The organism is Nodularia spumigena CCY9414 (genome assembly GCF_000340565.2).
Lineage (GTDB): Bacteria > Cyanobacteriota > Cyanobacteriia > Cyanobacteriales > Nostocaceae > Nodularia > Nodularia spumigena.
This window is the reverse complement of record NZ_CP007203.1, coordinates 2,906,221-2,931,894: the sequence shown is the minus strand read 5'-3', so window position 1 is coordinate 2,931,894 and position 25,674 is coordinate 2,906,221. Positions and strand designations below refer to the sequence as shown.

At 39.2% G+C, this 25,674-nt stretch carries 20 protein-coding genes, 1 other RNA gene and 1 pseudogene; 11 read left to right on the top strand and 11 right to left on the bottom strand.

Annotated elements, in window-relative coordinates:
• Positions 1–114 precede the first annotated feature (114 nt).
• The 5 genes and pseudogenes from NSP_RS12660 to NSP_RS12635 all read left to right on the top strand — a co-directional run bounded on the left by NSP_RS12660 (position 115) and on the right by NSP_RS12635 (position 9,327).
• The gene (locus tag NSP_RS12660; RefSeq protein ID WP_006197296.1) at positions 115–1,866 is read left to right on the top strand and encodes a diflavin flavoprotein; all 1,752 of its coding nucleotides are present in this window, start codon (positions 115–117) and stop codon (positions 1,864–1,866) included.
• A 298-nt stretch (positions 1,867–2,164) separates the two neighbouring features.
• Positions 2,165–3,896: pseudogene (locus NSP_RS12655) on the top strand (diflavin flavoprotein).
• Between the two features lie 550 nt (positions 3,897–4,446).
• Positions 4,447–6,306: an NAD(P)H-quinone oxidoreductase subunit F gene (locus tag NSP_RS12645; protein WP_006197299.1), complete on the top strand. Its 1,860-nt coding sequence runs from the start codon at positions 4,447–4,449 to the stop codon at positions 6,304–6,306.
• A 111-nt stretch (positions 6,307–6,417) separates the two neighbouring features.
• Complete coding sequence (locus NSP_RS12640) at positions 6,418–7,920, top strand: NADH-quinone oxidoreductase subunit M (RefSeq protein WP_006197300.1); 1,503 nt, start codon at positions 6,418–6,420, stop codon at positions 7,918–7,920.
• Positions 7,921–8,013: 93 nt separating this feature from the next.
• Positions 8,014–9,327, top strand: coding sequence for a CO2 hydration protein (locus tag NSP_RS12635; RefSeq protein WP_006197301.1), 1,314 nt, complete (start codon positions 8,014–8,016; stop codon positions 9,325–9,327).
• 430 nt (positions 9,328–9,757) lie between these two features.
• Here the strand turns inward: NSP_RS12635 and nifJ are convergent, their stop codons facing one another.
• Positions 9,758–13,339, bottom strand: coding sequence for a pyruvate:ferredoxin (flavodoxin) oxidoreductase (gene nifJ / locus NSP_RS12630; protein WP_006197302.1), 3,582 nt, complete (start codon positions 13,337–13,339; stop codon positions 9,758–9,760).
• A gap of 274 nt (positions 13,340–13,613) precedes the next feature.
• Here nifJ and NSP_RS12625 point away from each other — a divergent pair, with 274 nt between their 5' ends.
• Positions 13,614–14,555, top strand: coding sequence for an AAA family ATPase (locus NSP_RS12625; RefSeq protein WP_006197303.1), 942 nt, complete (start codon positions 13,614–13,616; stop codon positions 14,553–14,555).
• Positions 14,556–14,641: 86 nt separating this feature from the next.
• Here the strand turns inward: NSP_RS12625 and NSP_RS12620 are convergent, their stop codons facing one another.
• A complete protein-coding gene (locus NSP_RS12620; RefSeq protein ID WP_006197304.1) occupies positions 14,642–15,082 on the bottom strand; it encodes a YidH family protein in 441 nt (146 codons plus the stop codon).
• A 103-nt stretch (positions 15,083–15,185) separates the two neighbouring features.
• On the opposite strand from NSP_RS12620, the gene NSP_RS12615 reads away from it, so the two are divergent.
• The 4 genes from NSP_RS12615 to NSP_RS12600 all read left to right on the top strand — a co-directional run bounded on the left by NSP_RS12615 (position 15,186) and on the right by NSP_RS12600 (position 18,155).
• A complete protein-coding gene (locus tag NSP_RS12615) occupies positions 15,186–15,479 on the top strand; it encodes a hypothetical protein (RefSeq protein WP_006197305.1) in 294 nt (97 codons plus the stop codon).
• A 3-nt stretch (positions 15,480–15,482) separates the two neighbouring features.
• Positions 15,483–15,887, top strand: coding sequence for a type II toxin-antitoxin system VapC family toxin (locus NSP_RS12610; RefSeq protein ID WP_006197306.1), 405 nt, complete (start codon positions 15,483–15,485; stop codon positions 15,885–15,887).
• 62 nt (positions 15,888–15,949) lie between these two features.
• Positions 15,950–16,690 (top strand): cytochrome c biogenesis protein CcdA, encoded by a 741-nt coding sequence (locus NSP_RS12605; protein WP_017804115.1) that lies wholly within the window; start codon positions 15,950–15,952, stop codon positions 16,688–16,690.
• 91 nt (positions 16,691–16,781) lie between these two features.
• A complete protein-coding gene (locus tag NSP_RS12600; RefSeq protein ID WP_006197308.1) occupies positions 16,782–18,155 on the top strand; it encodes a cytochrome c biogenesis protein in 1,374 nt (457 codons plus the stop codon).
• Positions 18,156–18,214: 59 nt separating this feature from the next.
• Here NSP_RS12600 and queF read toward each other — a convergent pair whose 3' ends face one another.
• The 5 genes from queF to NSP_RS12580 form a co-directional block, all read right to left on the bottom strand.
• Entirely contained in the window at positions 18,215–18,601 is a 387-nt protein-coding gene (queF, locus tag NSP_RS12595) for a preQ(1) synthase (protein ID WP_006197309.1), read from the bottom strand.
• A gap of 74 nt (positions 18,602–18,675) precedes the next feature.
• A complete protein-coding gene (locus tag NSP_RS12590) occupies positions 18,676–19,083 on the bottom strand; it encodes a hypothetical protein (RefSeq protein WP_006197310.1) in 408 nt (135 codons plus the stop codon).
• A gap of 130 nt (positions 19,084–19,213) precedes the next feature.
• Positions 19,214–19,615: a phasin family protein gene (locus NSP_RS12585; protein ID WP_006197311.1), complete on the bottom strand. Its 402-nt coding sequence runs from the start codon at positions 19,613–19,615 to the stop codon at positions 19,214–19,216.
• Between the two features lie 27 nt (positions 19,616–19,642).
• Positions 19,643–19,739: signal recognition particle sRNA small type (ffs, locus tag NSP_RS24175), an RNA gene on the bottom strand.
• A 38-nt stretch (positions 19,740–19,777) separates the two neighbouring features.
• Positions 19,778–20,044 carry a YciI family protein gene (locus NSP_RS12580; RefSeq protein ID WP_006197312.1) on the bottom strand — a complete coding sequence of 89 codons (267 nt, stop codon included), beginning with the start codon at positions 20,042–20,044 and terminating at the stop codon, positions 19,778–19,780.
• Between the two features lie 79 nt (positions 20,045–20,123).
• Between NSP_RS12580 and NSP_RS12575 the strand changes: the two genes are divergently transcribed.
• Positions 20,124–20,711: a 2'-5' RNA ligase family protein gene (locus NSP_RS12575; protein WP_006197313.1), complete on the top strand. Its 588-nt coding sequence runs from the start codon at positions 20,124–20,126 to the stop codon at positions 20,709–20,711.
• Positions 20,712–21,020: 309 nt separating this feature from the next.
• Here the strand turns inward: NSP_RS12575 and NSP_RS12570 are convergent, their stop codons facing one another.
• The 4 genes from NSP_RS12570 to NSP_RS12555 are packed head-to-tail and all read right to left on the bottom strand — an operon-like array spanning position 21,021 to position 25,671.
• Positions 21,021–22,493 (bottom strand): ABC transporter substrate-binding protein, encoded by a 1,473-nt coding sequence (locus NSP_RS12570; RefSeq protein ID WP_006197314.1) that lies wholly within the window; start codon positions 22,491–22,493, stop codon positions 21,021–21,023.
• A gap of 6 nt (positions 22,494–22,499) precedes the next feature.
• Positions 22,500–23,975 (bottom strand): MFS transporter, encoded by a 1,476-nt coding sequence (locus NSP_RS12565; protein WP_006197315.1) that lies wholly within the window; start codon positions 23,973–23,975, stop codon positions 22,500–22,502.
• Between the two features lie 20 nt (positions 23,976–23,995).
• Positions 23,996–24,934 (bottom strand): DUF1822 family protein, encoded by a 939-nt coding sequence (locus tag NSP_RS12560; protein ID WP_006197316.1) that lies wholly within the window; start codon positions 24,932–24,934, stop codon positions 23,996–23,998.
• Positions 24,931–25,671 (bottom strand): hypothetical protein, encoded by a 741-nt coding sequence (locus tag NSP_RS12555; RefSeq protein ID WP_006197317.1) that lies wholly within the window; start codon positions 25,669–25,671, stop codon positions 24,931–24,933. Before NSP_RS12555 ends, NSP_RS12560 begins: the two co-directional genes overlap by 4 nt.
• Between the last annotated feature and the right edge of the window lie 3 nt (positions 25,672–25,674).

The window sequence follows — 25,674 nt, the reverse complement described above, 5'->3', positions numbered from 1 at the left end:
ATAAACAATAAATATTACTAATCAATCGCTTGAGAAATTGCGATTTTACTAATTAGGGTTTTTAGTTCAAGATAAAAGCATACTGAATTCCCCATATTTTTTAGGTGAAAAACAATGGTCATACTTACAGAAAATACTCCAGCTATTAATGTCGGACGTTTGACTGTCCAAACAGTAGAAATTGCCCATAACACCACTGCTATTCGCTGTCTCGATTGGGATCGGGAGCGTTTTGATGTGGAATTTGGTTTAAGAAATGGAACAACATATAACTCTTTCTTAATTCAAGGTGAAAAAATTGCCTTAGTTGACACTTCCCATCGCAAATTTGAGGAACTATATCTTGAGATAGTTGCGGGCTTAATTGACCCCAATAAAATAGACTATTTAATTGTTAGCCACACGGAACCAGACCATAGTGGTTTAGTTAAGGATATTTTGCAGTTAGCGCCTGAGATTACTATTGTTGGTTCTAGGGTAGCAATTCAGTTTCTAGAAAATATGCTTCACCAGCCATTTAAATCGCTGCTGGTCAAAAGCGGAGAACGTTTAGATTTAGGTAATGATCACCAATTAGAATTTATATCAGCACCTAACTTACACTGGCCTGATACTATTTTGACCTACGATCACAAAACAGGTATTCTCTACACCTGCGATGTGTTTGGGATGCACTATTGTGATGACCATACCTATGATGAAAATTTCTCCATGATTGAAGAAGATTTTAAATATTACTATGATTGTCTCATGGGACCGAATGCCCGGTCTGTCTTAGCAGCTTTAAAACGGATTGCAAACTTAGAAATTAAGACAGTAGCTACAGGTCACGGACCGCTCTTAAAACATCATATTCACCAATGGTTAAACAAGTATCTAACCTGGAGTTTAGAACAAGCTAAAACAGAGATATTAGTTGCTTTGTTTTATGCTGAAGATTACGGCTATAGTGAACATTTAGCCCATCATTTGGGGCTGGGATGTAATAAAACAGGTGTAGCTGTAGAATTGATAGACCTCAATAGTGCTGAACCACAAGAAGTGAGAGAATTAGTATCTCAAGCTTCTGGTATAGTGATTGCTATGCCATCCCAATATTCAGTTACGGCTCAAGCTGCTTTAAATACTATTTTGGCGGCTGTGCATCAGAAGCAATCAATAGGTTTATTAGAGTCTGGTGGTGGAGAAGATGAGCCTGTTTATCCCTTACGGAATAAGTTTCAAGAATTAGGATTATTTGAAGCATTTCCCCCGATTTTAATTAAAGAAACTCCAGGAGAAAGAGCAGAACAATTGTGTGCAGAAGCGGGTACAGATATGGGTCAATGGTTGACGCGCGATCGGCAAAGCCGCGCCGGAGGCGATCGCACTATCAAAAAAATCAAATCCATTAACTCCGAATTAGAAAAAGCTTTAGGCAGAATTAGCACTGGATTATATATCATTACCACCAAAAAAGGTGAAATTGAAAGTGCGATGTTGGCTTCTTGGGTGACACAAGCAAGTTTAAAACCTTTAGGGGTAGCCATTGCTGTTTCTAAAGAACGCGCAATTGAATCTTTAATGAAACGAGGCGATCGCTTTGTTTTAAATGTCCTCGGAGAAGATAACTATCAAGGATTAATGAAACATTTCCTCAAGCGTTTTGCTCCCGGTGCAGACCGTTTTGAAGGAGTAAAAACTTATCCAGCAAGTAATAATTCCCCCATCCTTGCAGACGCTTTAGCCTATATGGAATGTGAAATCACCAGCCGCATGGATTGTGGCGACCATTGGGTTATTTACAGCACTGTCCAAACTGGTAGAGTCGCCAACGTCAACGCCCTGACCACAGTTCATCACCGCAAAATCGGCAATCATTACTAAATCAATTTAAGATTGAAACCCCATCCCCAATCCCCAATGATATAGCAGTCCTAAATAATTTCTGAACCTCTTCACTTCTTCACTTGGCGACCTTCTCCCTTGGCGCTAGCCTCTCCCTTTGGGAGAAGGGGAGAGGCTAGCGCCAACGCGTTCTTCTCCCTTGGCGCTAGCCTCTCCCTTTGGGAGAAGGGGAGACGCTACGCGAATGTGGTTCGTTTTTTCATGATTTTGCGTAAGTCCTGGTTAAAAGTCAAAAGTCAAAGAGTATTAATATCCATTCCCAACTGAGGAGAATATTATGACCGTTGTTACATTCAGTCGCCCCAGAGATGTACAAGTGGCAAATATTGGTGAACAAACGCTAATGTTGCGATCGCGCACTTGGGAACGTCTAAAATTTGAAATTGAGTATTCCCGTCAAAAGGGGACTACAGCCAATTCTTATCTAATTCAAGCTGACAAAAAAGCGTTAATTGACCCTCCTGGTGAATCTTTCACGGCTATTTACCTAGAACAACTAGCCCAACATCTTGATTTCATTAGTCTCGATTATATAATTCTCGGTCACGTCAACCCCAACCGCCGAGTTACCCTGGAAAAGTTGCTTTCCCTAGCACCGCAAGCTATTGTAATTTGCTCCCGTCCTGCTGCGAATGCTTTAAAAACTGATTTTCCTGAGTGGGAATCACGCATTCAAGCTGTGCGTTTTGAGGATACTTTGGATTTAGGACAAGGACATCACTTGACATTTATCACAGTTCCTACTCCTCGTTGGCCTGATGGTCTTTGTACCTACGACCCTGTAACCCAGATTCTGTACACAGATAAATTTTTTTGGCGCGCATATTTGCGAAGATACCTTATTTGATGAAGACTGGAAAACATTAGACGCGGAACGTCATTATTACTTCGACTGTCTTCATGCGCCCCAAGCCAAACAAGTGGAAGCAACTTTAGATAAATTGGCGGTGTTGGGAGCTAGATGTTATGCTCCTGGTCATGGGCCAGTGGTGCGTTATAGCCTCAGTCGTTTTACTTATGATTACCGTCAATGGTGTCAAGCACAAAAATCTCAAGATTTAAGCGTCGCTTTGCTGTATACTTCTGCTTATGGCAGTACAGCAATTTTAGCCAATGCGATCGCTCAAGGTTTAATTGAAAATGGTGTAAATGTCGAATCCATCAACTGTGAACTCGCAGACCCCGCAGACATTACCCGGATAATCGACGCTAGCGATGGATTTATTATCGGTTCTCCCACTTTAGGCGGTCATGCACCAACCCAAATTCAAACGGCTTTAGGTATAATACTCTCAACGGCGGCGAAAACTAAGTTAGCTGGGGTATTTGGTTCCTACGGTTGGAGTGGCGAAGCCATAGATTTAATTGAAGGTAAACTCAAAGATGCTAACTACCGTTTAGGCTTTGAAACAATTCGAGTCCGCTTTAGCCCTACACAAGAAATTCTCGAACAATGTCAAGCCGCAGGTGCGACTTTTGCCCAAACCTTAAAGAAAACCAAGAAACTGCGTACTCCCCGCCAAGTCGTTCCAGAAGCTAAAATCGACCGTACCGAACAAGCCGTAGGCAGAATTATTGGTTCTTTGTGTGTAGTCACCACCCGTGATTTAGAAAGCCATAAAGGTATTTTAACTTCATGGGTATCTCAAGCCACATTTAATCCCCCAGGAATTATGATTGCTGTTGCTCAAGATCAGAATGCAGACTTAATGCGTCAACCTGGGGATAGATTTGTGCTAAATATTCTCAAAGAAGATAGAAATTTACGACGTTATTTTTTCCGTCAAAGCACATTAGGAGAAAATCCCTTTACCAATCTGGAGACAAAAACTGCTGATAATGGTTGTTTAGTCTTAACTGAAGCATTAGCTTATTTAGAATGTACCGTCACCAACCTACTTGAATGTGGTGATAGATGCTTAATTTATGCCGTGGTCGAGCAAGGGGAAGTGTTAGAAAACGATGGTGTGACTGCTGTTGAACATCGCAAATCAGGTAGCCAATATTAACAGTTAACAGTTATCAGTTATCAGTCAAGAGATATACAGCAGGTTGCAGGTAGATGAGATACAAAGAGCAACAGTGAAACTCTTGTGGGGTGGGCAAAGATGCCCGCCCTTGTGTACGGATACAATTCAAGCTGTTGAACATCGCAAATCAGGTAGCCAATATTAACAGTTATCAGTTATCAGTCAAGAGATATACAGCAGGTTGCAGGTAGATGAGATCCAAAGAGCAATAGTGAAACTCTTGTGGGGTGGGCAAAGATGCCCGCCCTTGTGTCGGATAAAATTCAATCAGTTATACTAAATTAACTCCAGCCTCATCCATAGAGTATAATCTATGGTTAATACCCAAAAATGATTATATAAGAATTAATTACAGTAGACATCATCGATTTATTTTGTTAAATAATTCCTTTTTGGTAAATATAACGGTAAAATAAAAATAATATTAAGCAAAAATAAATTTCGTCTATTTACAATCAATTGCTGACTGAGAGCCTTAAATTTGCTCCCAGAATGGCTAATTTGTGCTACAAATCCAGAGGTTAATTTCATGGCTCAGTTTCTACTGGAGACTGTTTGGCTAGTTCCTTGCTATGCCTTATTAGGTGGACTTTTGGCGATTCCTTGGTCACCAGGAATCATTCGCAAAACAGGCCCAAGACCAGCAGGTTATGTAAATTTAATCATGACCTTTTTGGCATTAGTTCATAGTGTCTTAGCTTTACAATCAACTTGGAACCAACCACCCCAAGAAATATTTATTCCTTGGCTATCTACCGCAGGTTTGAATCTCACCATTTCCTTAGAAATTTCTTCGGTAAGTATAGGCGCAATGGTGGTAGTAACTGGCTTAAATTGGCTAGCCCAAATTTTTGCCATTGGTTACATGGAAATGGATTGGGGTTGGGGTCGCTTCTATTCTTTATTGGGATTATTTGAAGCGGGATTATGTGCCTTAGCTTTGTGCAATAATTTGTTTTTTAGCTATGTAATTTTGGAAGTCCTCACATTAGGAACCTATCTATTGGTGGGCTTATGGTTTAGTCAACCTTTGGTAGTAACTGGAGCTAGAGATGCTTTCTTAACCAAGCGGGTAGGAGATTTATTCTTACTAATGGGAGTCTTGGGTTTATGGACTTTATCAGGTACTTGGGATTATACAGAGTTAGCAGTATGGGCTAGTAATACTCAAGTAGATCCAAAGGTGATTACATTAGTAGGTTTAGCATTAGTTGCCGGGCCAATGGGTAAATGCGCTCAATTTCCTTTGCATTTGTGGTTAGATGAAGCGATGGAAGGCCCTGTTCCTAGTACAATTTTGCGGAACTCGGTAGTAGTTGCGAGTGGTGCTTGGGTATTAATTAAACTGCAACCTGTCTTAACTTTATCACCTGTGGTTTCAGCGTTTATTGTCGCCATTGGTGCAGTGACTGCTGTGGGCGCATCTTTAATTGCGATCGCTCAAATTGACTTAAAACGCTGCTTATCTTATTCTGTTAGTGCTTACATGGGCTTAGTGTTCATTTCTGTAGGTACACAACAAGAAGAAACAGCACTATTGTTGGTACTTACTCACGCTGTAGCATCTGCACTCTTGGTAATGAGTACCGGCGGTATTGTTTGGAATGGTATCACCCAAGATGTGACTCAACTTGGTGGTTTATGGACACGTCGCCCCATTTCTGGGTTAGCTTTTGTAGTGGGAACTTTGGGTTTAATTGGTTTTCCCCCTTTAGGTAGCTTTTGGGCTTTGGTGAAATTAGCTGATGGACTGTGGGAAAGTTCCCCTTGGTTAGTGGGAATTATTATTTTAGTTAACGCCTTAACAGCCTTTAGTTTAACGAGAGAATTTGGCTTAATTTTCGGTGGTAAAGCTAAAGAAATGAGTGAGCGATCGCCTGAAGTTCATTGGCCGATGATGCTACCCATGATGATTTTATTTGGCTTTGTACTACATTTGCCTTTAGTGTTACAAAGCTTATCGATCTTACCTGATTGGGCAAGTCTAAATAAGGATGTCGTCCTATTACTGATTTGGTCAAGTATTTTTGGTTGCAGCATTAGCGCTGTCATTTATTTGGGCAATATTCCCAAACCAATTCGCCTCCCTTGGAAACCTTTACAAGATTTATTTGCTTACGACTTTTACACACCCAAACTCTATCGCATGACAATCATTTTTGGGGTGGCTCAACTTTCTAAACTTGCTGATATGATTGACCGTTTTGTAGTCGATGGTATCGTGAATTTAGTGGGGTTGTTTTCGCTGTTAGGTGGCGAAGGTTTGAAATACAGTAACTCTGGACAAACCCAATTTTATGCATTTACTGTGCTTGTGGGTGTAGGCTGTTTATGTGCATGGGTAACTTGGCCATTCTGGGGAGTACAGTTTTTAAGTCTGATTTTTTAGTTCATGGCTAATTTGTCTGTTTCTGTGGTGAGTTATAAATGGAAGAGATAATTGACCACAGATGAACACAGATACACACAGATAAAGAGATGGAGCGGGAATTTACAGAATATGTTGAGTTTTCTCATTTGGATACCAATTGTTAGTGCTGTAATTATTGGGTTTTTACCCGGTAAATTTATTGCAGCTAGTCGGATTCGGTTAATAGCTTTAATCGTCTCAGGTATAGTTTTATTTTGGAATTTGTTTATTTTGCTGAAATTTGATATCAGCAATCCGGGGATGCAATTTCAAGAAAATATTCCTTGGAATGAAACTTTGGGTTTAAGTTATCAAATAGGTGTTGATGGGTTATCAATTTTAATGTTAATCCTCAATAGTTTACTTACTTGGATTGCTATTTACAGCAGTGATAAGTCAACTGAACGCCCCCGACTTTTTTACTCTCTAATTTTATTAGTTAGTGGAGGTGTTGCTGGAGCTTTCTTAGCAGAAAACTTGCTGTTATTTTTCCTGTTTTACGAACTCGAATTAATCCCCTTCTATTTATTAATTTCGATTTGGGGAGGAGAAAAACGGGCTTATGCAGGTATTAAGTTCTTAATTTATACTGCTGTTTCCGGTGCTTTGATTTTAGCAACCTTCTTAAGCATGGTATTTCTCACTGGTTCTACCAGTTTTGCTTTCGATGCTGTATCTACACAAACCCTATCCGCAGGTTTACAATTACTCCTCCTAACGGGAATTATTATCGGCTTCGGGATTAAAATTCCCTTGGTTCCCTTTCATACTTGGCTACCTGATGCTTATGTTGAAGCTTCCGCACCCATTGCGATTTTGTTGGGTGGGGTGTTGGCGAAGCTGGGAACCTATGGACTGTTACGATTTGGAATGGGGATGTTTCCTGAAGCTTGGAGTGTGGTAGCTCCCACCTTGGCAATTTGGGGGGCTATTAGTGCGATTTATGGGGCGGTAATTGCGATCGCTCAAACAGATATCAAACGCATGGTAGCATATAGCTCTATCGGTCACATGGGTTATGTATTACTAGCTAGCGCCTCCAGCACATCCTTAGCACTGGTGGGTGCAGTTGCTCAAATGTTTAGCCACGGTTTAATTCTCGCCATTCTCTTCCACCTAGTCGGAGTCATAGAAGCGAAAGTGGGAACTCGTGAATTAGACAAACTCAATGGTTTAATGAGTCCTATTCGCGGTTTACCTTTCATTAGTGCTTTACTGGTTCTCAGTGGGATGGCTAGTGCCGGAATTCCCGGTTTAACAGGATTTGTGGCGGAATTTATTGTATTTCAAGGTAGTTTCTCAGCCTTTCCCTTACCCACACTTTTATGTGTCGCCTCTAGCGGTTTAACAGCAGTATATTTCGTTATCCTCCTCAACCGCACCTGCTTTGGCAAGTTGGATAATAATTTAGCTTACTACCCCAAAGTCGTCTGGGCTGAAAAAATCCCCGCTATAGTTTTAGCAGTTCTGATTATCTTTTTAGGCATACAACCCACTTGGTTAGTGCGTTGGAGTGAACCGACAACCACAGCAATGATAGCGACAATTACCCCAATAGAAAAAACCATAGTTGCTGAAATTGCTCTCAAATAATTATCAACTTTCATCTGTGTACATCTGTGGTTGATTATCTCTTCCAAATCAACAGTAATTAGCAGAAAATTAAAATCAAAATTCAGAGGCAAAATGGTACAAGCACCAGAAAATTATACCACAAAACTACCTCCTTCCCAACACGAATTTGCTGATATAATTCATCGCCTAGAAGCTGGTGGTTCGATGTTGCCAGATACCCCAGAAAACTTAATGCAAATTATCGGCATTTATAAAGCTTACGCCGTCCCAATGGATTTCTACTGGCGTGACTTGCTCTATATTGCTGAAAACGTATTTTTAGACCCCTTACCCTTCTTTAAATACTTCTTACCCAAAGAATATTTAGAACTGCATAATCATTATGCTGGCGATGATGCCGAGTTGAGAGTTTGGCGCGGTGAAGCAACTGCACATCCTGAACTTTTGGCATTTATAGAAAAGGGTGAAACCACGAAAATGCCCAAGTTATTGCATCACTTATTCCATGACCGCATCAACATGGAATTTGCTGAAGCCTGTATGCGGGCTATGCTTTGGCATAGAGGTATGGGTGGTAAATTTGACCCTTACTTGGACACCGAAGAATATAAAGCTAATGCTGATAGGGCTATCAAAGCTTATTTCCAAGGAAACCCCGTAATGTTGGGACTTTATAAACTGTTCCCAGATATGTTTATAGAACAGTGCCGTCAAATGTCCTACTATTCTAATTTGGGGCTATTCTGGGAAGTTATGGCTCCGGTATTTTTTGAGATGTCTGATTTGTATGATGAAGGGAAAATTACCACTGTTCCAGAAGCAATGGATTTTCTCGTAAATGGAATTTTTGCAGTAGCAAGTCGTCCGATTTACCATCATGTTTATATCCGTGGTGAATGCTACGAAATCGTTCCGAAATCTAAAGGTTTTGTCTGGCTTTATGAAGCGGCTTTACCTTACGTAGAAGCTGTTTTTTATCGTACCGCTCCCTTCCGAGGGACAAAATCTTATAATGCTCAAGCCGGACAAGTACCAACAGACCAAAAAGATTTCCACTATGGAATTCTCTATGCAGATGTTTTTCCAGTCGGTACTGCGGGTATTCCACCCACATTGCTGATGCAAGATATGTTACACTTTTTACCAGACTATCTTGTGGATTACTACAAAGGTTATTGTCGAGGCGAAGAAGATATGTTGATTCAGTTGGGAATTAGTTTTCAACGCTCAATGTATAATGTCACTTCTGCGGTTATTCAAGCATTACGCACTGCCCTTTGTCATCCTTTAGATGACCCCAACCCTGAGCATTTACAAGCGAATAGAGACTTTTATGAGGCTCAATTAAATCGCTTCACTCGTCCCGAATATGATATCCGTAATGCGGCTCGTCTGCGTGATATTCAAAGGGATGATTATCGATAGAGCAAGTCCTAAGTTGACAATTTCATAGACAAAACTATACTTATATTGACAAAAATCAATATATATTTTAGGAAAAAATCAACTACTTGATATATAATACGGTGATATCAAGTATTGAATTGAGACTATTGCCGACGCGAAAACCAAGCAATGATGGTGGTAGTCTTTTTCAGAAACTTAATTGGAACACAATCGCGTCTGGCTAAGGCGTGAAAGTCTACTGAGGGATAACTGCTCCCATGCTCCCGTTGAAGTAGAAAGTAAAGTCTAGTTTTGTCTAGGTTTTATATAGCAGGTGGACAATTATAGCATTAGCGTTGCTGAAACCAAGTATGAATTTATGTGTAGAGACGTTCCATGAAACGTCTCTACAGAGGTTTTGACATCATCACAAATCCTGTTCATACTTCAAATTAGCAACGCCAAAGCATTACCTATTGGCTAAATATTGATACATTTGCCAACGGGCGTTAACTTCGGCTTGGGCTTGTTCTAAGAGATGTTGAGCAACTTCTGGCTTACTTTTAGTCAACATTTTGAAGCGATTTTCTTGATACATTGATTGTTCTACTGATTGCGTAGGCGATCGCATATCCAATTGCAAAGGATTTTTACCTTGATTTTGCAACTCTGGATTGTGGCGATACAACAACCAACGTCCTGATTCTACCAGAGATTGTTGATGTTTCATCCCTGTAGTCATGTTAATACCGTGAGCTATGCAATGACTATAAGCAATAATTAATGAAGGGCCATCAAAAGCCTCGGCTTCCAAAAATGCCTTTAGGGTATGTTCATCTTTTGCACCCAAAGCTACACTGGCTACATAAACATTACCGTAGGTCATAGCCATTAAACCTAAATCTTTCTTGGGTGCGGGTTTACCACTAGCGGCAAATTTTGCTACGGCGGCTTTGGGTGTGGCTTTGGATGATTGCCCGCCCGTATTAGAATATACTTCTGTGTCCATGACTAAGATATTCACGTTGCGCCCACTGGCTAACAAATGGTCAATACCATGAAAGTCAATATCATACGCCCAACCGTCACCACCGACAATCCAGACGCTTTTTCTGACTAAATAATCAGCCAGGGATTTGAGATTTTGAATTTGGGATTTGAGATTAGGGTCAGGAGTGAGTATTTTATCTAACTCTTGTTTGAGTAATTCTACCCTTTCCCGTTGTTCCCAGATATCGGCTTCCGATTTTTGTTCAGCAGTCAGGATAGATTTTACCAACTCATCAGAAATATCCCCACTCCCTACTCCCCACTCCCTACTCCCCAGTAATAATTCCGCCGCAAATTCAGCTTGTTTATCCAACGATAAACGATAGCCAAAACCAAATTCGGCGTTATCTTCAAATAAACTATTTGACCATGCGGGTCCACGTCCTTCGGCGTTGGTTGTCCAAGGAGTGGTGGGGAGGTTTCCGCCGTAAATTGAAGAACAACCGGTAGCATTGGCAATTACAGAGCGATCGCCAAACAATTGTGTTAATAATTTTAAATAGGGTGTCTCACCACAACCAGCACAAGCACCGGAAAATTCAAATAATGGTTCTTGCAGTTGTTGTTGGCGAATTTGGTTGACTTTTAACAGTCTGCGGTCAGGATTGGGTAAACTCAAGAAGAAATCCCAGTTTTGGCGCTCTTGTTCCCGCAAAGGTAGCTGCTGCGCCATATTAATCGCTTTCTGGGATGGCTGAGATTTATTTTTAGCCGGGCAAATATTTACACAGATAGCGCATCCTGTACAATCTTCTGGGGCGACTTGAATCGTAAATTTTTGATTGCTAAAACTCTTGTCTTTAGCATCCACATATTTAAAGCTACTGGGTGCATTAATTAACTCATCTGGTTGATAAGCCTTAGCGCGGATAGCAGCGTGGGGACAAACCATGACGCACTTACCACACTGAACGCAGACATCACCTTCCCATACAGGTATCTCTTCTGCAACATTACGTTTTTCCCATTTCGCTGTCCCTGTGGGAAATGTCCCATCAGCCGGTAATGCGCTCACGGGTAAATCATCACCATGCCATACCATAATTTCACCTAGAACATCCCGGATAAATTCCGGCGCACTGTCTAGCAATTTTGGATTTTGGATTTTGGATTTTGGATTTTGAATTGTTTGGGGGATGTCTACTTTATGCAAGTTTGTCAGGGTGTTGTCTACTGCTTGCAAGTTTTTCTGGACAACTTCTGCACCTTTTTTACCGTAAGTCTTTTCAATGGCTTTTTTAATTTTGGTTATTGCTTCGGCTTCGGGTAAAACACCTGCTAAGGCGAAAAAGCACACTTGCATAATGGTGTTAATTCTGCCACCCATACCACTTTCACGGGCGACTTGGTTAGCATTAATTACAAAGAATTTTAGCTGTTTATCAATAATTTGCTGTTGTACTTTTGGGGGTAAATATTCCCAGACTGTATCCGCATTATGAGGACTATTTAATAGTAAAGTTCCCCCAGAAATCGCATCTTTCAAAATATCTATGCGTTCCAGAAAACCCCAGTGATGACAACCAATAAAGTTAGCTTTGTTAATTAGGTAAGTTGAGCGAATTGGCTGGGGACCAAAACGCAGGTGAGAAACTGTCATTGAACCGGATTTTTTGGAGTCGTAGACAAAATAACCTTGGGCGTAATTGTCGGTTTCTTCCCCTATAATTTTGATAGAGTTTTTATTAGCACCCACTGTCCCATCGGAACCTAAGCCATAGAACATGGCGCGAATTACGTTATCTGGTTCGGTGGAAAAGTTGGGGTCAAATTTGAGGGAGGTGTGAGTAACGTCGTCATTAATACCGACAGTAAAGTGATTTTGCGGTTGTGTTTGGGCGAGATGATCAAAGATGCTTTTTACCATTGCTGGGGTGAATTCCTTGGAGGAAAGACCATAACGCCCACCAATAACCGATTTTAGATTTTGGATTTTGGATTTTGGATTTGCTTCATGGATAGCAGCGACTACATCTAAATATAAGGGTTCGCCGGCGCTTCCTGGTTCTTTGGTGCGGTCAAGGACGGCGATCGCCTGTACACTGTTTGGTAAGACTGCAATAAATCTGTCTACATCAAAGGGGCGATAAAGTCGCACTTTCACCACGCCCACTTTTTCCCCTTGGGTGTTGAGATAATCGACTGTTTCGTGGACTGTTTCACAACCGGAACCCATGAGAATAATTACCCTTTCTGCATCACTCGCGCCGTGGTATTCATAGATTTGGTAATGTCTCCCTGTGACTTCTGCAAATTCATCCATGAGGCGTTGGACAATGGCGGGAGTGGCGTTGTAGTAGGGGTTTGCAGCTTCACGTCCTTGGAAAAATACATCAGGATTTTGGGCTGTTCCTCGCAATAGGGGACGGTCTGGAGTGAGGGCGCGATCGCGATGAGCTAAAATTAGATTTTCATCAATGAGCGATCGCAATTGCTCATCTGACAATAACTTGATTTTCTGGACTTCATGTGATGTGCGGAAACCATCAAAGAAGTGCATAAATGATACACGCGTTTCTAGAGTAGCCGCTTGGGAAATAAGCGCAAAATCATGGCTTTCCTGGACTGAAGCAGAACACAGCAAGGCGAACCCTGTAGCACGGGATGCCATGACATCACTATGATCACCGAAAATTGATAAGGCGTGAGTGGCGAGGGAACGGGCGGCGACATGAACCACAGCGCTAGTTAGTTCACCGGCGATTTTGTAGAGGTTGGGTATCATCAACAACAACCCCTGGGACGCTGTGAAGGTGGTACTCAGGGAACCCGTTTGTAACGCCCCATGTACCGCAGCAGCAGCGCCTCCTTCACTTTGCATCTGCACCACGCTGGGTATAGTATTCCACAGGTTGGGCTGGTTTGCGGCTGACCAAGTATCTGCCCATTCACCCATTGCTGAGGAGGGGGTGATAGGATATATGGCGATTACTTCGTTTAATTTGTAAGCAACACGGGCTACAGCTTCGTTCCCGTCAATGGTTGCAAAGGTTTTGTTCATGTTTTTTGGGTCTTTGTTTGTGGCGATCGCTTGGTTAGAATAAAATTAAATATATGAATTTGTAGGCAGTTTTTATATGTTATCTCTGGGAGGTATTTCTATCTATTTAATATTAGTTATGTACTCATTATTTATCGGCTTCTGTTAATGCGGGTTTGAGGGGGTTTTTTCTGGTTTATGGGGTGGGGGGATGAGTGTTTTTTAAACGCAGAGGTTCGCTAAGGTAAGCGCAAAGGTTCGCGGAGAATTTTTGAGTTTATTGAGGTATAATTGAATGCGATTATACTGCATTTACACACAAGCTATATCAATTATGACTTTTCGAGATTTAGAAATAGATGCTGAACTCCGACGGATGAAGCGGGAATTACATCTTTCTAATAAGAATTCCCCATCTGAAGGTTTAGGAAGTGTGACACAAGAATTAAATAATCTTGTGGGGATGGGAAATATTAAAGATGACTTGAATACTTTGATCAATTTCCTGAAAATTCAAAAAATGCGCCAGGAACACGGGTTAAATAAAGTTAATCTTTCTCTCCATTCTGTCTTTTATGGTGGTCCTGGAACTGGTAAAACTACAGTAGCTCGTTTGATGGGGAAAATATACAAAGAATTAGGTTTTCTTGAGCGCGGACATATTATTGAAACTGATAGATCCGGTTTGGTCGCCGGTTATGTTGGACAAACTGCAATGAAAGTAAATGAGGTAATTGATTCGGCTTTAGATGGAGTATTGTTTATTGATGAAGCTTACGCTTTAGCACCAGAAAGTTCAGGAAAAGATTTTGGACAAGAAGCTATAGATACTTTATTGAAAAGAATGGAAGATCATCGAGATAGGTTAGTCGTTATCGTGGCTGGTTACAGTGAGCAAATGTCACGTTTTATCAATTCTAATCCAGGTCTAGAGTCAAGGTTTAATAACTATTTTACTTTCGCAGATTATCAACCAGATGAATTATTAAATATTTTTGAAATGTTCTGCAAATCAGGAGATTATAGGTTAACTAAACGAGGAAAGGAAAAATTATTAACACAGTTCACAGAGTTGTATGCTCACAGAAAGGAAAATTTTGGTAATGCTAGACTCGCCAGGAAGATTTTTGACGACACAATCAAAAGGCAAAGTAATAGATTAGCAAAAATAGGTGAACATAATAAAGAAAACTTAATAACATTGACCTGGGAGGATATATCAACCTTAAAGCGTTAACGAAAATAGAAAGAATTCATCTGTGGTTAATTATTTCTTAATCTACTTCATAAACCTGAAATAAGCTGGATATAAACTTTAAGAATTTAACGAAGATGGCGCGACGGTGGTTGATTGGGTGTAGAAGAAGGGCGCGGAAAGTCTGTATTTCGTAATAAGAGTAAAGGAAGACTGAGAATACCGAGAATTATTACTACTCCGGTCATAATCCACACTGGTAAACGGTGGGGTCGATAATCGGCGCGTTCAATTTCCCAGAATACTTGATTGTACCGCCATGCAGCTAAGGCGATCGCTACAATTCCAAAAATTACAAACACAGTCCCCAAGTTTTCGGAGTTAAATATGGGGTTGACTAAAGGCTCTTGTTGTGTGATAACCAAATTTAATTGTCGCATAAATAAACCGAATCGGGCGATCGCAAACCCAAAACCAATCAATGAGGTGGATGTACGTAGCCATGCTAAAAATGTGCGTTCGTTGGCTTGATGTTCCCGTTGACGGTCAATTTTGGGGATTCTACTCATAATTAAACAGCAGTTTTATAGCAACACACAAATTAAAATAAACCTTAAAAATAGTAATTTTTGCTAAAATAGTATTTACCCTCAAAAAATATGGAGTACAAATATGCAAGATATCTCTTTTCAAACTGAACCAGCCTTTAAACGCATTTCCGCAATTGTAGAAGATTTGATTGCTCATAACGATTTGTATCAGGAAAGATTAGATAAACAGCAGATGATTAATTATATTTTTGACCTGTTTAGTCAAGCCGATACATCACCAGATATAGACCAAATTAATCAGGAGGATTTGACTAAGAGAATTAATAGTATTTTAGTTCTCCATGCTGTAGCAGGAACTTTAAATGATTTAACCCCGGAAGAAATGGCAATATTTGATGAAGCCGTAGGTAGATAAAAGATGAATTATCTCCTAGATACTAACATTGTATCGGCTATTTTAAAAAATAATCCCAAAGTCATCAAACCGCTAGATAACATACGTATTCAAAATAAAAAATTTTTCATTAGTGGCATGACTTACTATGAAATTGAAAGGGGACTTTTAGCGATAAAAGCTAGTAGAAAGTTACTTTATTTCGAGAAATTATGCAATGACTACCCTGTTTTACTATTAGCTGATATGGCAATATTTAAAAAAGCCACCGAAATTCATGCTGATTTAAAAATTAGAGGTTTACCAATCCAAGACGCAGATGTATTTATAGCAGCTACAGCTATGATTCATAATCTTATTTTAGTTTCCCATGATTCGGATTTATTAAGAATACCTAATTTAAAATTAGAGGATTGGTTGCAAGGTTAAATATCTGCCAAAAATAAGTTAGAATGCTAAATATAACAAGCATTTGCAGCTTAAAAATTCCCATGCTGGAGACTCTACAAACACGACTTTACGAACTAGAACAATTTGCCAACACCCTAGTATCTAACCAATTAACGCACCTCAGCTTACTCAGTATTGGCATTATTTTCACCGCCGGCTTACTCACCAGTCTTACCCCTTGTATGCTGTCCATGCTACCAATTACCATTGGTTACATCGGGGGTTATGAAGCCAAAGGTCGCCTCCAAGCAGCCGCACAATCGACATGGTTTGCTTTGGGTTTAGCAACGACTTTAGCAGGGATGGGTATTATAGCAGCTTTTGTAGGAAAAGTCTATGGTCAAGTGGGAATCGGCTTACCAATTATCGTCAGTATTATCGCCATTCTCATGGGGTTGAACTTGCTAGAAGCCTTACCTATACAATTTCCCTCCCTGGGTGAAACTAATTGGATTTCCCAAGATTTACCGCCGGGTGTGCGTTCTTATTCCCTGGGGTTAACTTTCGGTTTGGTCGCGTCTCCTTGTAGTACCCCGGTTTTAGCTAGTTTGCTGGGTTGGGTTGCGAGTACACAAGATTTAATTCTCGGCGCTATTTTGTTACTATCCTATACGGCGGGTTATGTAGCACCTTTGATTTTAGCAGGTACTTTTACGGCTTCGATTAAAAAGCTGCTAGAACTGCGGCGCTGGTCTGGTTGGATTAATCCCGTTAGCGGTGTGCTATTAGTAGCATTTGGGGTATTTTCTTTAATTTCTCGATTTCCTTTGGGAAGTTTTTAATAGTGTTACATCTAAAATCCGAAATTTAAAATTCTCAAGTCCCTAGATTCAGGAATAAATCTAAAATCTAAAATCCAAAATCTAAAATTGTATGACTGTAGAAAATTCAGCGTCCACAGAATTAAATTGGTGGTTAGTGCCTGGGCGATTTTTACGCAGGGAGATTTTACCTGTACTGACTAATTTACGACTAGCGATCGCACTCTTATTAATTATCGCTGTTTTTAGCATCAGTGGCACAGTCATTGAGCAAGGTCAGTCACCTGCATATTATCAGTCTAACTACCCCGAACATCCAGCATTATTTGGTTTCCTGACTTGGAAGGTAATTCAGGTAATTGGTTTAGACCATGTATATCGCACTTGGTGGTTTCTCGGTTTATTAATTTTATTTGGTACGAGTCTCACAGCTTGTACATTTACCCGTCAGTTACCAGCTTTAAAAACCGCCAGACGCTGGAAATATTACGAAGAACCCCGGAAATTCCAAAAATTAGCCTTGAGCGCTGAACTAGATACCGGTTCCCTCAATTCTTTAAACGAACTCTTACAAAATCGCCGTTATAAAATCTTTCAAGAACCAGAAAAAGATCATATTCTCTACGCGCGCAAGGGAATAATTGGACGTATCGGACCGATTATTGTCCATGTGGGTATTGTAACTATTCTCCTGGGGGGAATTCTCGGCGCGATGACTGGATTTATGGCTCAAGAAATGATATCTAGTGGTGATACATTTCAAGTCAAGAATATTATAGATGCTGGTCCCTGGGCAAATTTCCAAATTCTCAAAGATTGGTCTGTGCGGGTAAATCGTTTTTGGATTGATTATACTCCCACTGGTGGAATCGACCAATTTTATTCAGATATGTCAGTCTTGGATAAACAGGGAGAAGAAGTTGACCAGAAAAAGATTTTCGTTAACCAACCTTTGCGTTATAATGGAGTAACATTTTATCAAACTGATTGGGGAATCTCAGCAGTTCGCATTCAATTTAATAATAGTCCCATATTTCAGTTACCGATGGCGGCATTAGACACCAACGGCAAAGGACGCATTTGGGGAAGTTGGATACCCACTAAACCAGATTTGAGTGATGGCGTTTCTGTAATTGCCAAAGACTTGCAAGGAATGGTATTAATATATGATTCCACCGGGAAGTTAGTAGACACAGTACGCACGGGAATGTCAGCCAAAGTCAATGGCGTAAATCTGAAAATTGTCGATGTTCTGGGAAGCACTGGTTTACAAATTAAATCTGACCCAGGTATCCCCCTAGTTTACACAGGATTCGCCTTATTAATGTTAGGCGCAACCATGAGTTATTTCTCTCACTCCCAAATTTGGGCATTAAAAACAGGCGATCGCTTGTATATTGGTGGTAAGACTAACCGCGCCCAAGTTGCTTTTGAACAAGAAGTATTAGAGATATTAGATAATTTGAGTTCTAAATCTGGAGTTTAACGCAAAGGTACGCGAAGGTTAGCGCAGAGGTACGCGGAGTTTTTCCTCTGCGTTGACATCTATTTCTGATGATGTACTTCTACTACGGTATGGACATTACCACGGGGAGTAAAATCTGCCTTGACTGTGACTTCTAAAGGATCACAAGCAGCCACAAAATCATCTAAAATCTGATTGGCAGATTCTTCATGAGAAATATAGCGATCGCGATAACTATTAATATACAGCTTCAGAGCCTTCAATTCTACCACACGCTCATCAGGAACATAGGTAATATAAATCGTCGCAAAATCAGGATAACCCGAAAACGGACACTTACAAGTAAATTCCGGCAAAGAAATACTCACATCATAACGCCTACCCACACGCGGATTAGGAAAAGTAATTAACTTACCCTCAGTAATCTCACGTTCACCATACTTCATCTCAGGAGACAAATTGCTCATACTGCTTTCAATATATAACTTTTAAATCCAAAAACTCTGCGTACCTTTGCGTTAACCTTAGCGCCCCTCTGCGTTTAAAACCTCTCCTCCTCCTTTTCCCAATCAGGACAATTTGCATCATCCCACCCATGAGGATGCATCCCACAGACTAATAGATTACCACCATAAACCTGACCGTGGTAATGATGACAACCAACACAAGCCGGATTTTTTTCTAGAGTAGGTTCTACCCCGTAAGGAAAACCAGGATCTCCATCTCCCACCACATCTTCCAAGTCCCAGTATAATTCCAAAACTGGGTCAGTCAGTTCCTGGAAATACTGGTCAATTTCAGTAGCGATAGAATTTTGGACATGATCAGAAAATTCTTCGCTGAGTTCAAAAAATATATCTACCATTTCAGTCATTCCCAGGAAGAAACGTTCTACTTCATCAGCCACGGTTTCCACTACTTCTGCTAAATCTTTTTGCCATTGTTCCATAAACCTACGCCCTTACCGAATATAAACAGGACGCTTAGTGCTAACAGGCTTATAGCACTATACTACATCCTAGGCAATGTATATTATCAAGTTTCTGCACATAAAGCTATGTCTATATGCTTCTAACTGCTTACTTATCTTTTTGCAGGTCTTGTAATTCTCTTTGCAGTTGTAACACTTGTTCACGCAAGTGATCAACATTATCTGCTGAAGAATCTGCTGATTTTGGGGAATCTTTGGCAGTTCCCGCTTCATCTTCTTCTAAAATTTCAATGCGGCGGGGTTCAGAAGCTGATGATTTCTCCGGCGTTTCACTCGGTTTGGGCGGCTGTTGAGCTTGCTTCATCATATCTTCGACGAAACGGCGGGCTTCTTCTGTATTCATTTCGCCCTTTGCCACCATTTCATCCGCCAGTTTTTGAACTTGCGATCGCAGTTCGCCCCACTTTCCGCCTGCTTTCTCACCTGCGTAGGAAGCTAACCCGACACCGAGGTAAAAAGCTTTTTGAACAAAATCTCCAAAACCAGGCATTGCTGCTGACCGCTCCTAACAAAATAGGGCGACCCGGAGACTACGCCTACCATAAGCATCCCGTATTGCTGCCACCTTCCGGTTCTGACAAGATTTGGGCGTTACAGTCGCGTAGATCCAGGTCTAAACATCAGTATAACATGAAAACTCTGTAAGTGTGTGTTACTCCACAACAATTTTCCATTCATAAAGCTGATAACTCACACAATCGTTCTGCACCAATGGATCAAGAGCCACAATTGCTTGGGCTTCATCCATAGAAACCGCCTCAAAGATCAACATTCCCCCCCTGTCTCCTGCCCAATAGCCTGTTCTGGCTTTGTGTCCTTTGGCAATCAAATCTTCAACATAGGCTTTATGGGCGGGTACGTATTGGTCAAAAATCGGTTTATCGACTTTACCAGCTTCAATTTTGACGAACAAAGGCATTTGCGGGCAACCTCTTGATTTTTGTATCGTATATATATTTGTAATATTCTTTAAGCTTCGCTGTTCAACATCAACTTATATGAGCCGTTTTTTCATCGCCCTGCTACCACCACAGCACATTCAGGACTACGCCAACGAAATTAAACAGCACTTCGCTGATCATTATGCCAGTTGTGGGGCCCAAAAGTCGCCGCCTCATATTACCTTGCAACCGCCCTTTGAATGGTCAGATGCTAACATTCCACAGCTAGAAGCAGCCCTGAAAGACTTTGCTCATAAACAACAGTCAATACCAATTACACTCAACGGTTATGCAGCTTTTCCTCCCCGCGTCATATACATAGATGTAGTTAAAAGTCAAGCACTTTTGACATTGCAAGCTGAATTAATGGCTTATGTAGAAAATAATTTAGAAATTGTTGATAAAACATCTCAAACTCGCCCCTTTACCCCCCATCTCACAGTTGCATTTCGGGATTTAACAAAACAAAATTTTAGAGCTGCTTGGCCAGAATTTGTCCAACGTTCCTTAGATTTTAACTTTATGGCGGAAAATTTAACACTGCTACTTCATGACGGTCAGCGTTGGAATATCAAATCAGAGTTTGCATTCTGCTGCTCTGAAACCCAAAACCTGATAAATACTGACAAATCAGACATTAAATAGTTTTGGTGTTTTCTTCGGTGCTTCATACCCTCAGTAATTTGATACCATCCAGAGGGAGATAACCCGTAACATACTGGCTGCATAACGAGACATTTAAAACTTTTAACACAGTGTTTACTTTTACATTTACAGTAGGTTGCAGGTAGATAAGGTACAAGGAGGAACAGTGAAACTCTTGTGGGGTGGGCATCCTGCCCGCCCGAACGTACCTACCAAAATGAAAACTGCTGTATATTCTAATTGCCTTCTCAATTCACACAAACCTCAATCGAAAAAATTTAAGGTTTGAACTTTCTTCACTTCTCTTTACTATTGGTTGTTGCAACTTTTTCCAGAATTGTTTTCTGCTGTTGAATCTAAGATAAAGTCATAGCCAGTATCATTATCCTCAACAACTTTGATGATAAAAGCTTGCGGTTGCCGACGTTCACCTGATTGAAAACTAATTTCACCAGTTGATCCACATATTGGTATGTTTTTGTGTAGTTCTTTTGGTAATTCTTCACGATTTGTATTTCGCTTCAGTCCTTCGATAATAACTTTGGTGGCATCATAAGCCATAGCAGTTCGCCAATTGACTTTTCTCTGCCACATTTGTTCTGCTTTCAGGGGAAAAGGATTATTTGCAAAAGCATCTGGATGCCAAGGAGTAACTAGCACCATGTTTTTAAGAGCTTCCTTTGCTTTTGATAGTATTTCATCTGTGTACAGAGTGGAAGTACTAAATAAAGCTAGTCGTCCTTTACTTGCTTTTGCTAAATCTATAAATGAATTAATTGTCGTAACTGATGTTGCCAAGAGCAAGCTGTCTGCTTGCATAGCTTGAGCTTTTGAAATTGCAGTATTTGGTTGAAAATTATTTTTTGACACATTACAGTCGTCATCCTCCGAAACAACCTGAGCTTCAATGTCTGTAAATAGCCTTTTGAAGTTGGTACTAACTTGCTCTTTGCTATCAAAGCAAATAAATAATTGTTTATAATTTTGTGAATTATAATATTTTCTCAGATGATTAACTAAAATATTTACATTAGGTACAATTTTGAAGATATACTCATATTGAGGATTAGTTATATCCAAGTCGTAACTAGTGGGTGTTACCATCACTAATTTGTTATCATTATAAATCTTAGCAACCTCTGTAGAAATTTTACTAGCATTATGCCCAACCATCGCAAGAATATTAGTATTGCTAATAGCTTGTTCAGCTATTTTTTTGGCAACGGGAATATCATTTTTATCATCTGCAATACCTACTTGTAACCACTTACCATTTATACGGTCATTACTCTGATTTATCTCATTTTGAGCCTGAGCGACACCGCGTAAAATTTCCTCTGCTATATATAATTTATGACTAATTGGAACACTGACAGCAATCTGGAGATGTGAATGACTTTGAGATTGGGCGTTATTTTTATAAATTAGTGTTTCAGGGTCAGGATAGATTGCAAACGCCTGTTGAAATTTGTCTACTGCATTAGCTGGAGCTTTAATCCTAAATAATAGTTCTATACCTTGTTGTTTATAATCATGAAAATTATTTCTATCTAACTTTTTTTCTATATTTTTCTCTATATCTGTGGGAATCAATTGCTTGTCTCCAAAACTAATTAATTTTTCCTGACAATTTATATTTAAAGGACTATCCTCAATTTCACATAAAAATTTGTTTGGAATAGAAGCAATCTGACTGGCAAATCCTGAAGATATGCTAACTGTTAAGATAACGGATATAATTAAATAAATCCATTCACGCCGATTTAATTGTCTGTTTAACATTTGCAATTACTTTTGTGATAACTTGAGGTAAGAATCAATTATTGTGAACAAAGTGTGACGAAGGTAATAAATTAGGCAAAAAACTGATATAGCAAATACTGAAAATAAGGCTATTAAGAATGAATAAACATAAGCCCAAGCACCATAAATTAATCCAAAAACTATACTAGTTCCCAGTGTAACTATCCCCAAAATTAATAAATACTTATGCTTGCTTAGATATGGAAAAAAAGCAAATATTACACCAGAAATTATACCACAGATAATTAATACTGCAAGCCAATAACTATGGCTAATCATGATAGTAGATACCCAAGAGCTAATAAATATTGCTACTAAGCCGAAATTGAAACCAGTCAAGCCGACATTAAACAATAATTCTAAAATATTTGGAAGTATCCAATCTTTTAGATATATCGATTCTTCACTCTCCTTTTGAAAAATCACTGGTAGCCAATTATGACCATTTATTGGAAGTTTTTCCCTTGCTTCTTTAACAGCTAGACATAATGGTTGTCCTGAATAAAAATACTTGAGAAAGTTATCTAAAAATTCTATGGCGAAATCATCTCTGATCTTCTCCCGCATCACAATCGTAGTTAGAGCATGATTTTGGTCTAAAGTATGCCCTATTTCCATGCCTAAACAGGAATTAAATATAGCCAAACGTAACCCTTTCTTGATTGCCATATTTAGAGGCTTTTTTAACTCGGATATTTTTATATCTAAGTGGGTGTTATTAATATTAAATCTAATTATATCCGTTGGCTTTGCACTCTCTCCCACTCCATGTCCTACAAAGAAAATAATATCATATCCATTAGAAAGGATATTTTCTAAAGATTTTTTGAATTTATCTATATTGCATAATTCATTTTTGCGGTTGGTAGCAGGGAAAACATCAATTTTTATATGAGTTTTTCTTTTTAAGTTTTCAATAATATCTTGATCGCGTTTCGGAGAAAAATTTGTGCGATCGCCTAAGAGGATGAGTAATTTTAATTGTGTTTTATAAGGAGGAAGGTAATTTTTTTGAGTTGTACATGAATAAGAACTTAAAGTAATTTCAGTATTGCTGTATTCTGACAATATGTTCCAACAATACCAAGGAACTCGTTGTAAGAATAAATCATCAGTCTTGATAATTATGCGGCTAGGAGATTTTTTCGATGATTCTAAAAAACGCAAGAGACTTTCTTTACCCTTTTTAAAACCATCATGATCTAGCCAATGATTAATTTCTGTTTCTAAATCCTCTGCACACTTTTGGATATAATCAATAGGCAAGCTATTACTTGGTTCTTCTGCTTCTAATCTAGAAGGTTTATTTGATTGATTGATAGCTTTTTGCCATTGCTCATAGGATAGTTTGATTCTGGAAAAAGAAGGTAATACCTGCCGAATAACTTCAGTTCCAATTTTTAAGTCAACTTTCACATTGTGATTATAGTCAATATCTAGCGTAAGAATAGCTATGTTCATTTGTTCTTTAATACCAAACTTTAAGCTACAATAAAATTTTCTGTGACAATCACATCTCCCAGCACTATTTTGATGCTAAAATGCTCTCCAACTCGACCATTAAAGGTTTTAACTTGAAGATGAGTAGGATTTTCAGACTCAATTTCATGAGGAAATATTTCTCCAGATTCCTCGATAATAAATAGTTGCAAAGGAGGCAATTCGCTTGTGTTTATCGACTCTAACTGCAAGCGTATCAGCTTTCTCTGTTCATCTTTAAATGCCATCTCAACAATGAGGAGAAGCTTTTGTAAGCCTAAATCAATTTCTACAACTAAGTGATTTTCAGAATCTTGATGATTTTCGCTAAGTTCTCTTAATTCAGAACTGCTTCTGTGTGCATAGGATAGGGTAGGTTCTTCTAAAACATCTTGAAAAGCCTGCTGAACTCGGTGAATAATATTGATAAGTTTTTGCCCTGATATGGCTTCTTGAGCATCATATATATGGTCAATCAGTACATCAATAGATTTTAAATCAGAAATTGCTATTTGTTTCACAGGATTTTTACTGATAGAATTGATAGGTAAAAATCCTAAAATTTCAGCTTGAGTGAGAGTCTCATTCAACTGTACGACAACATAACCAATGAGATTTTCTGCTCCTTCCAGTGGTAATTTAAACGTTGTTTTTCCTGGAAAAACTGGGCGACACTCTATTTTTTTATCAATGTTTTCTAACGTCAATTCAGCTACATCAAAGAGAGAATATAAAACTGCATTCCAACTGTCACTTCGCTCTAAATTTGCTGGAATGTCCAACCGTTTCAAATATTCATTGACGGCGTAAACAGCCAAAGTATTAAAATAAACTCTTTTTAATTTGTCAGGAGTTGCTTGTTGAGAAGCAAATTTCTCAGCTAGGCGATGGACGGCTACATCTATGAGGATAATTGGGAGATTTGATTTGGTACTATTCATAGTTTTACCTCAGATTGATAGTAGTTATCTTTGTAAATTTTGTAGGCAATTTCTTTGAGCAGCTTACGACAATTGGGACGTTGAGTATGTTGCCAGCAGGTATTGAGGTTTTGATATTTAATATCATACTCTCTGGCAATATCAGCTAGTGAATTGGGTGGTTCTTTGAAAATTAGCCTTGTGATCAGTAACTGACAATTACATTGAGGATATTTTTTCGGATAAAAATTTCTGAAGATACTATCTGGATCTTGTTCAACATAAAGACGAATTTTTTCAACTACATTTTTAATGTGTTCCGCTTCTTCATCAATTATCAGCTTATCTAATAAACTTGATTCCTGATTATCATCTATCAGTAAATCTTTATACGTTAGACTATAATTTCTCTCACCAATTGGTTTATCTATACTAAAAGTTGTAAATTTTTGATCATCATTTGGAATATATAAATCTTTAATACGCCAATAAAGATACCCATTAATCCACCTCTCTAAACTTTCTCTCAATGAACTAGAACTCGGTTGAAAATTTTGGATATTTTTACCAAGCCATACCCAGGTTTTATTTAAGGCTTCGGAATAATCTTGGTGCTGATCTTTGATTAATTTGAGAGATTGTTGACAGAGAATGAGAAAGTGATTGAGAGCTTTTGTTCTCTCTCTATTCAAGACTTGTGAGCGGCGAATTATGTTAAACAATCTCATTAATTCTGCTTCGATTTGATTTTCATCCATAGT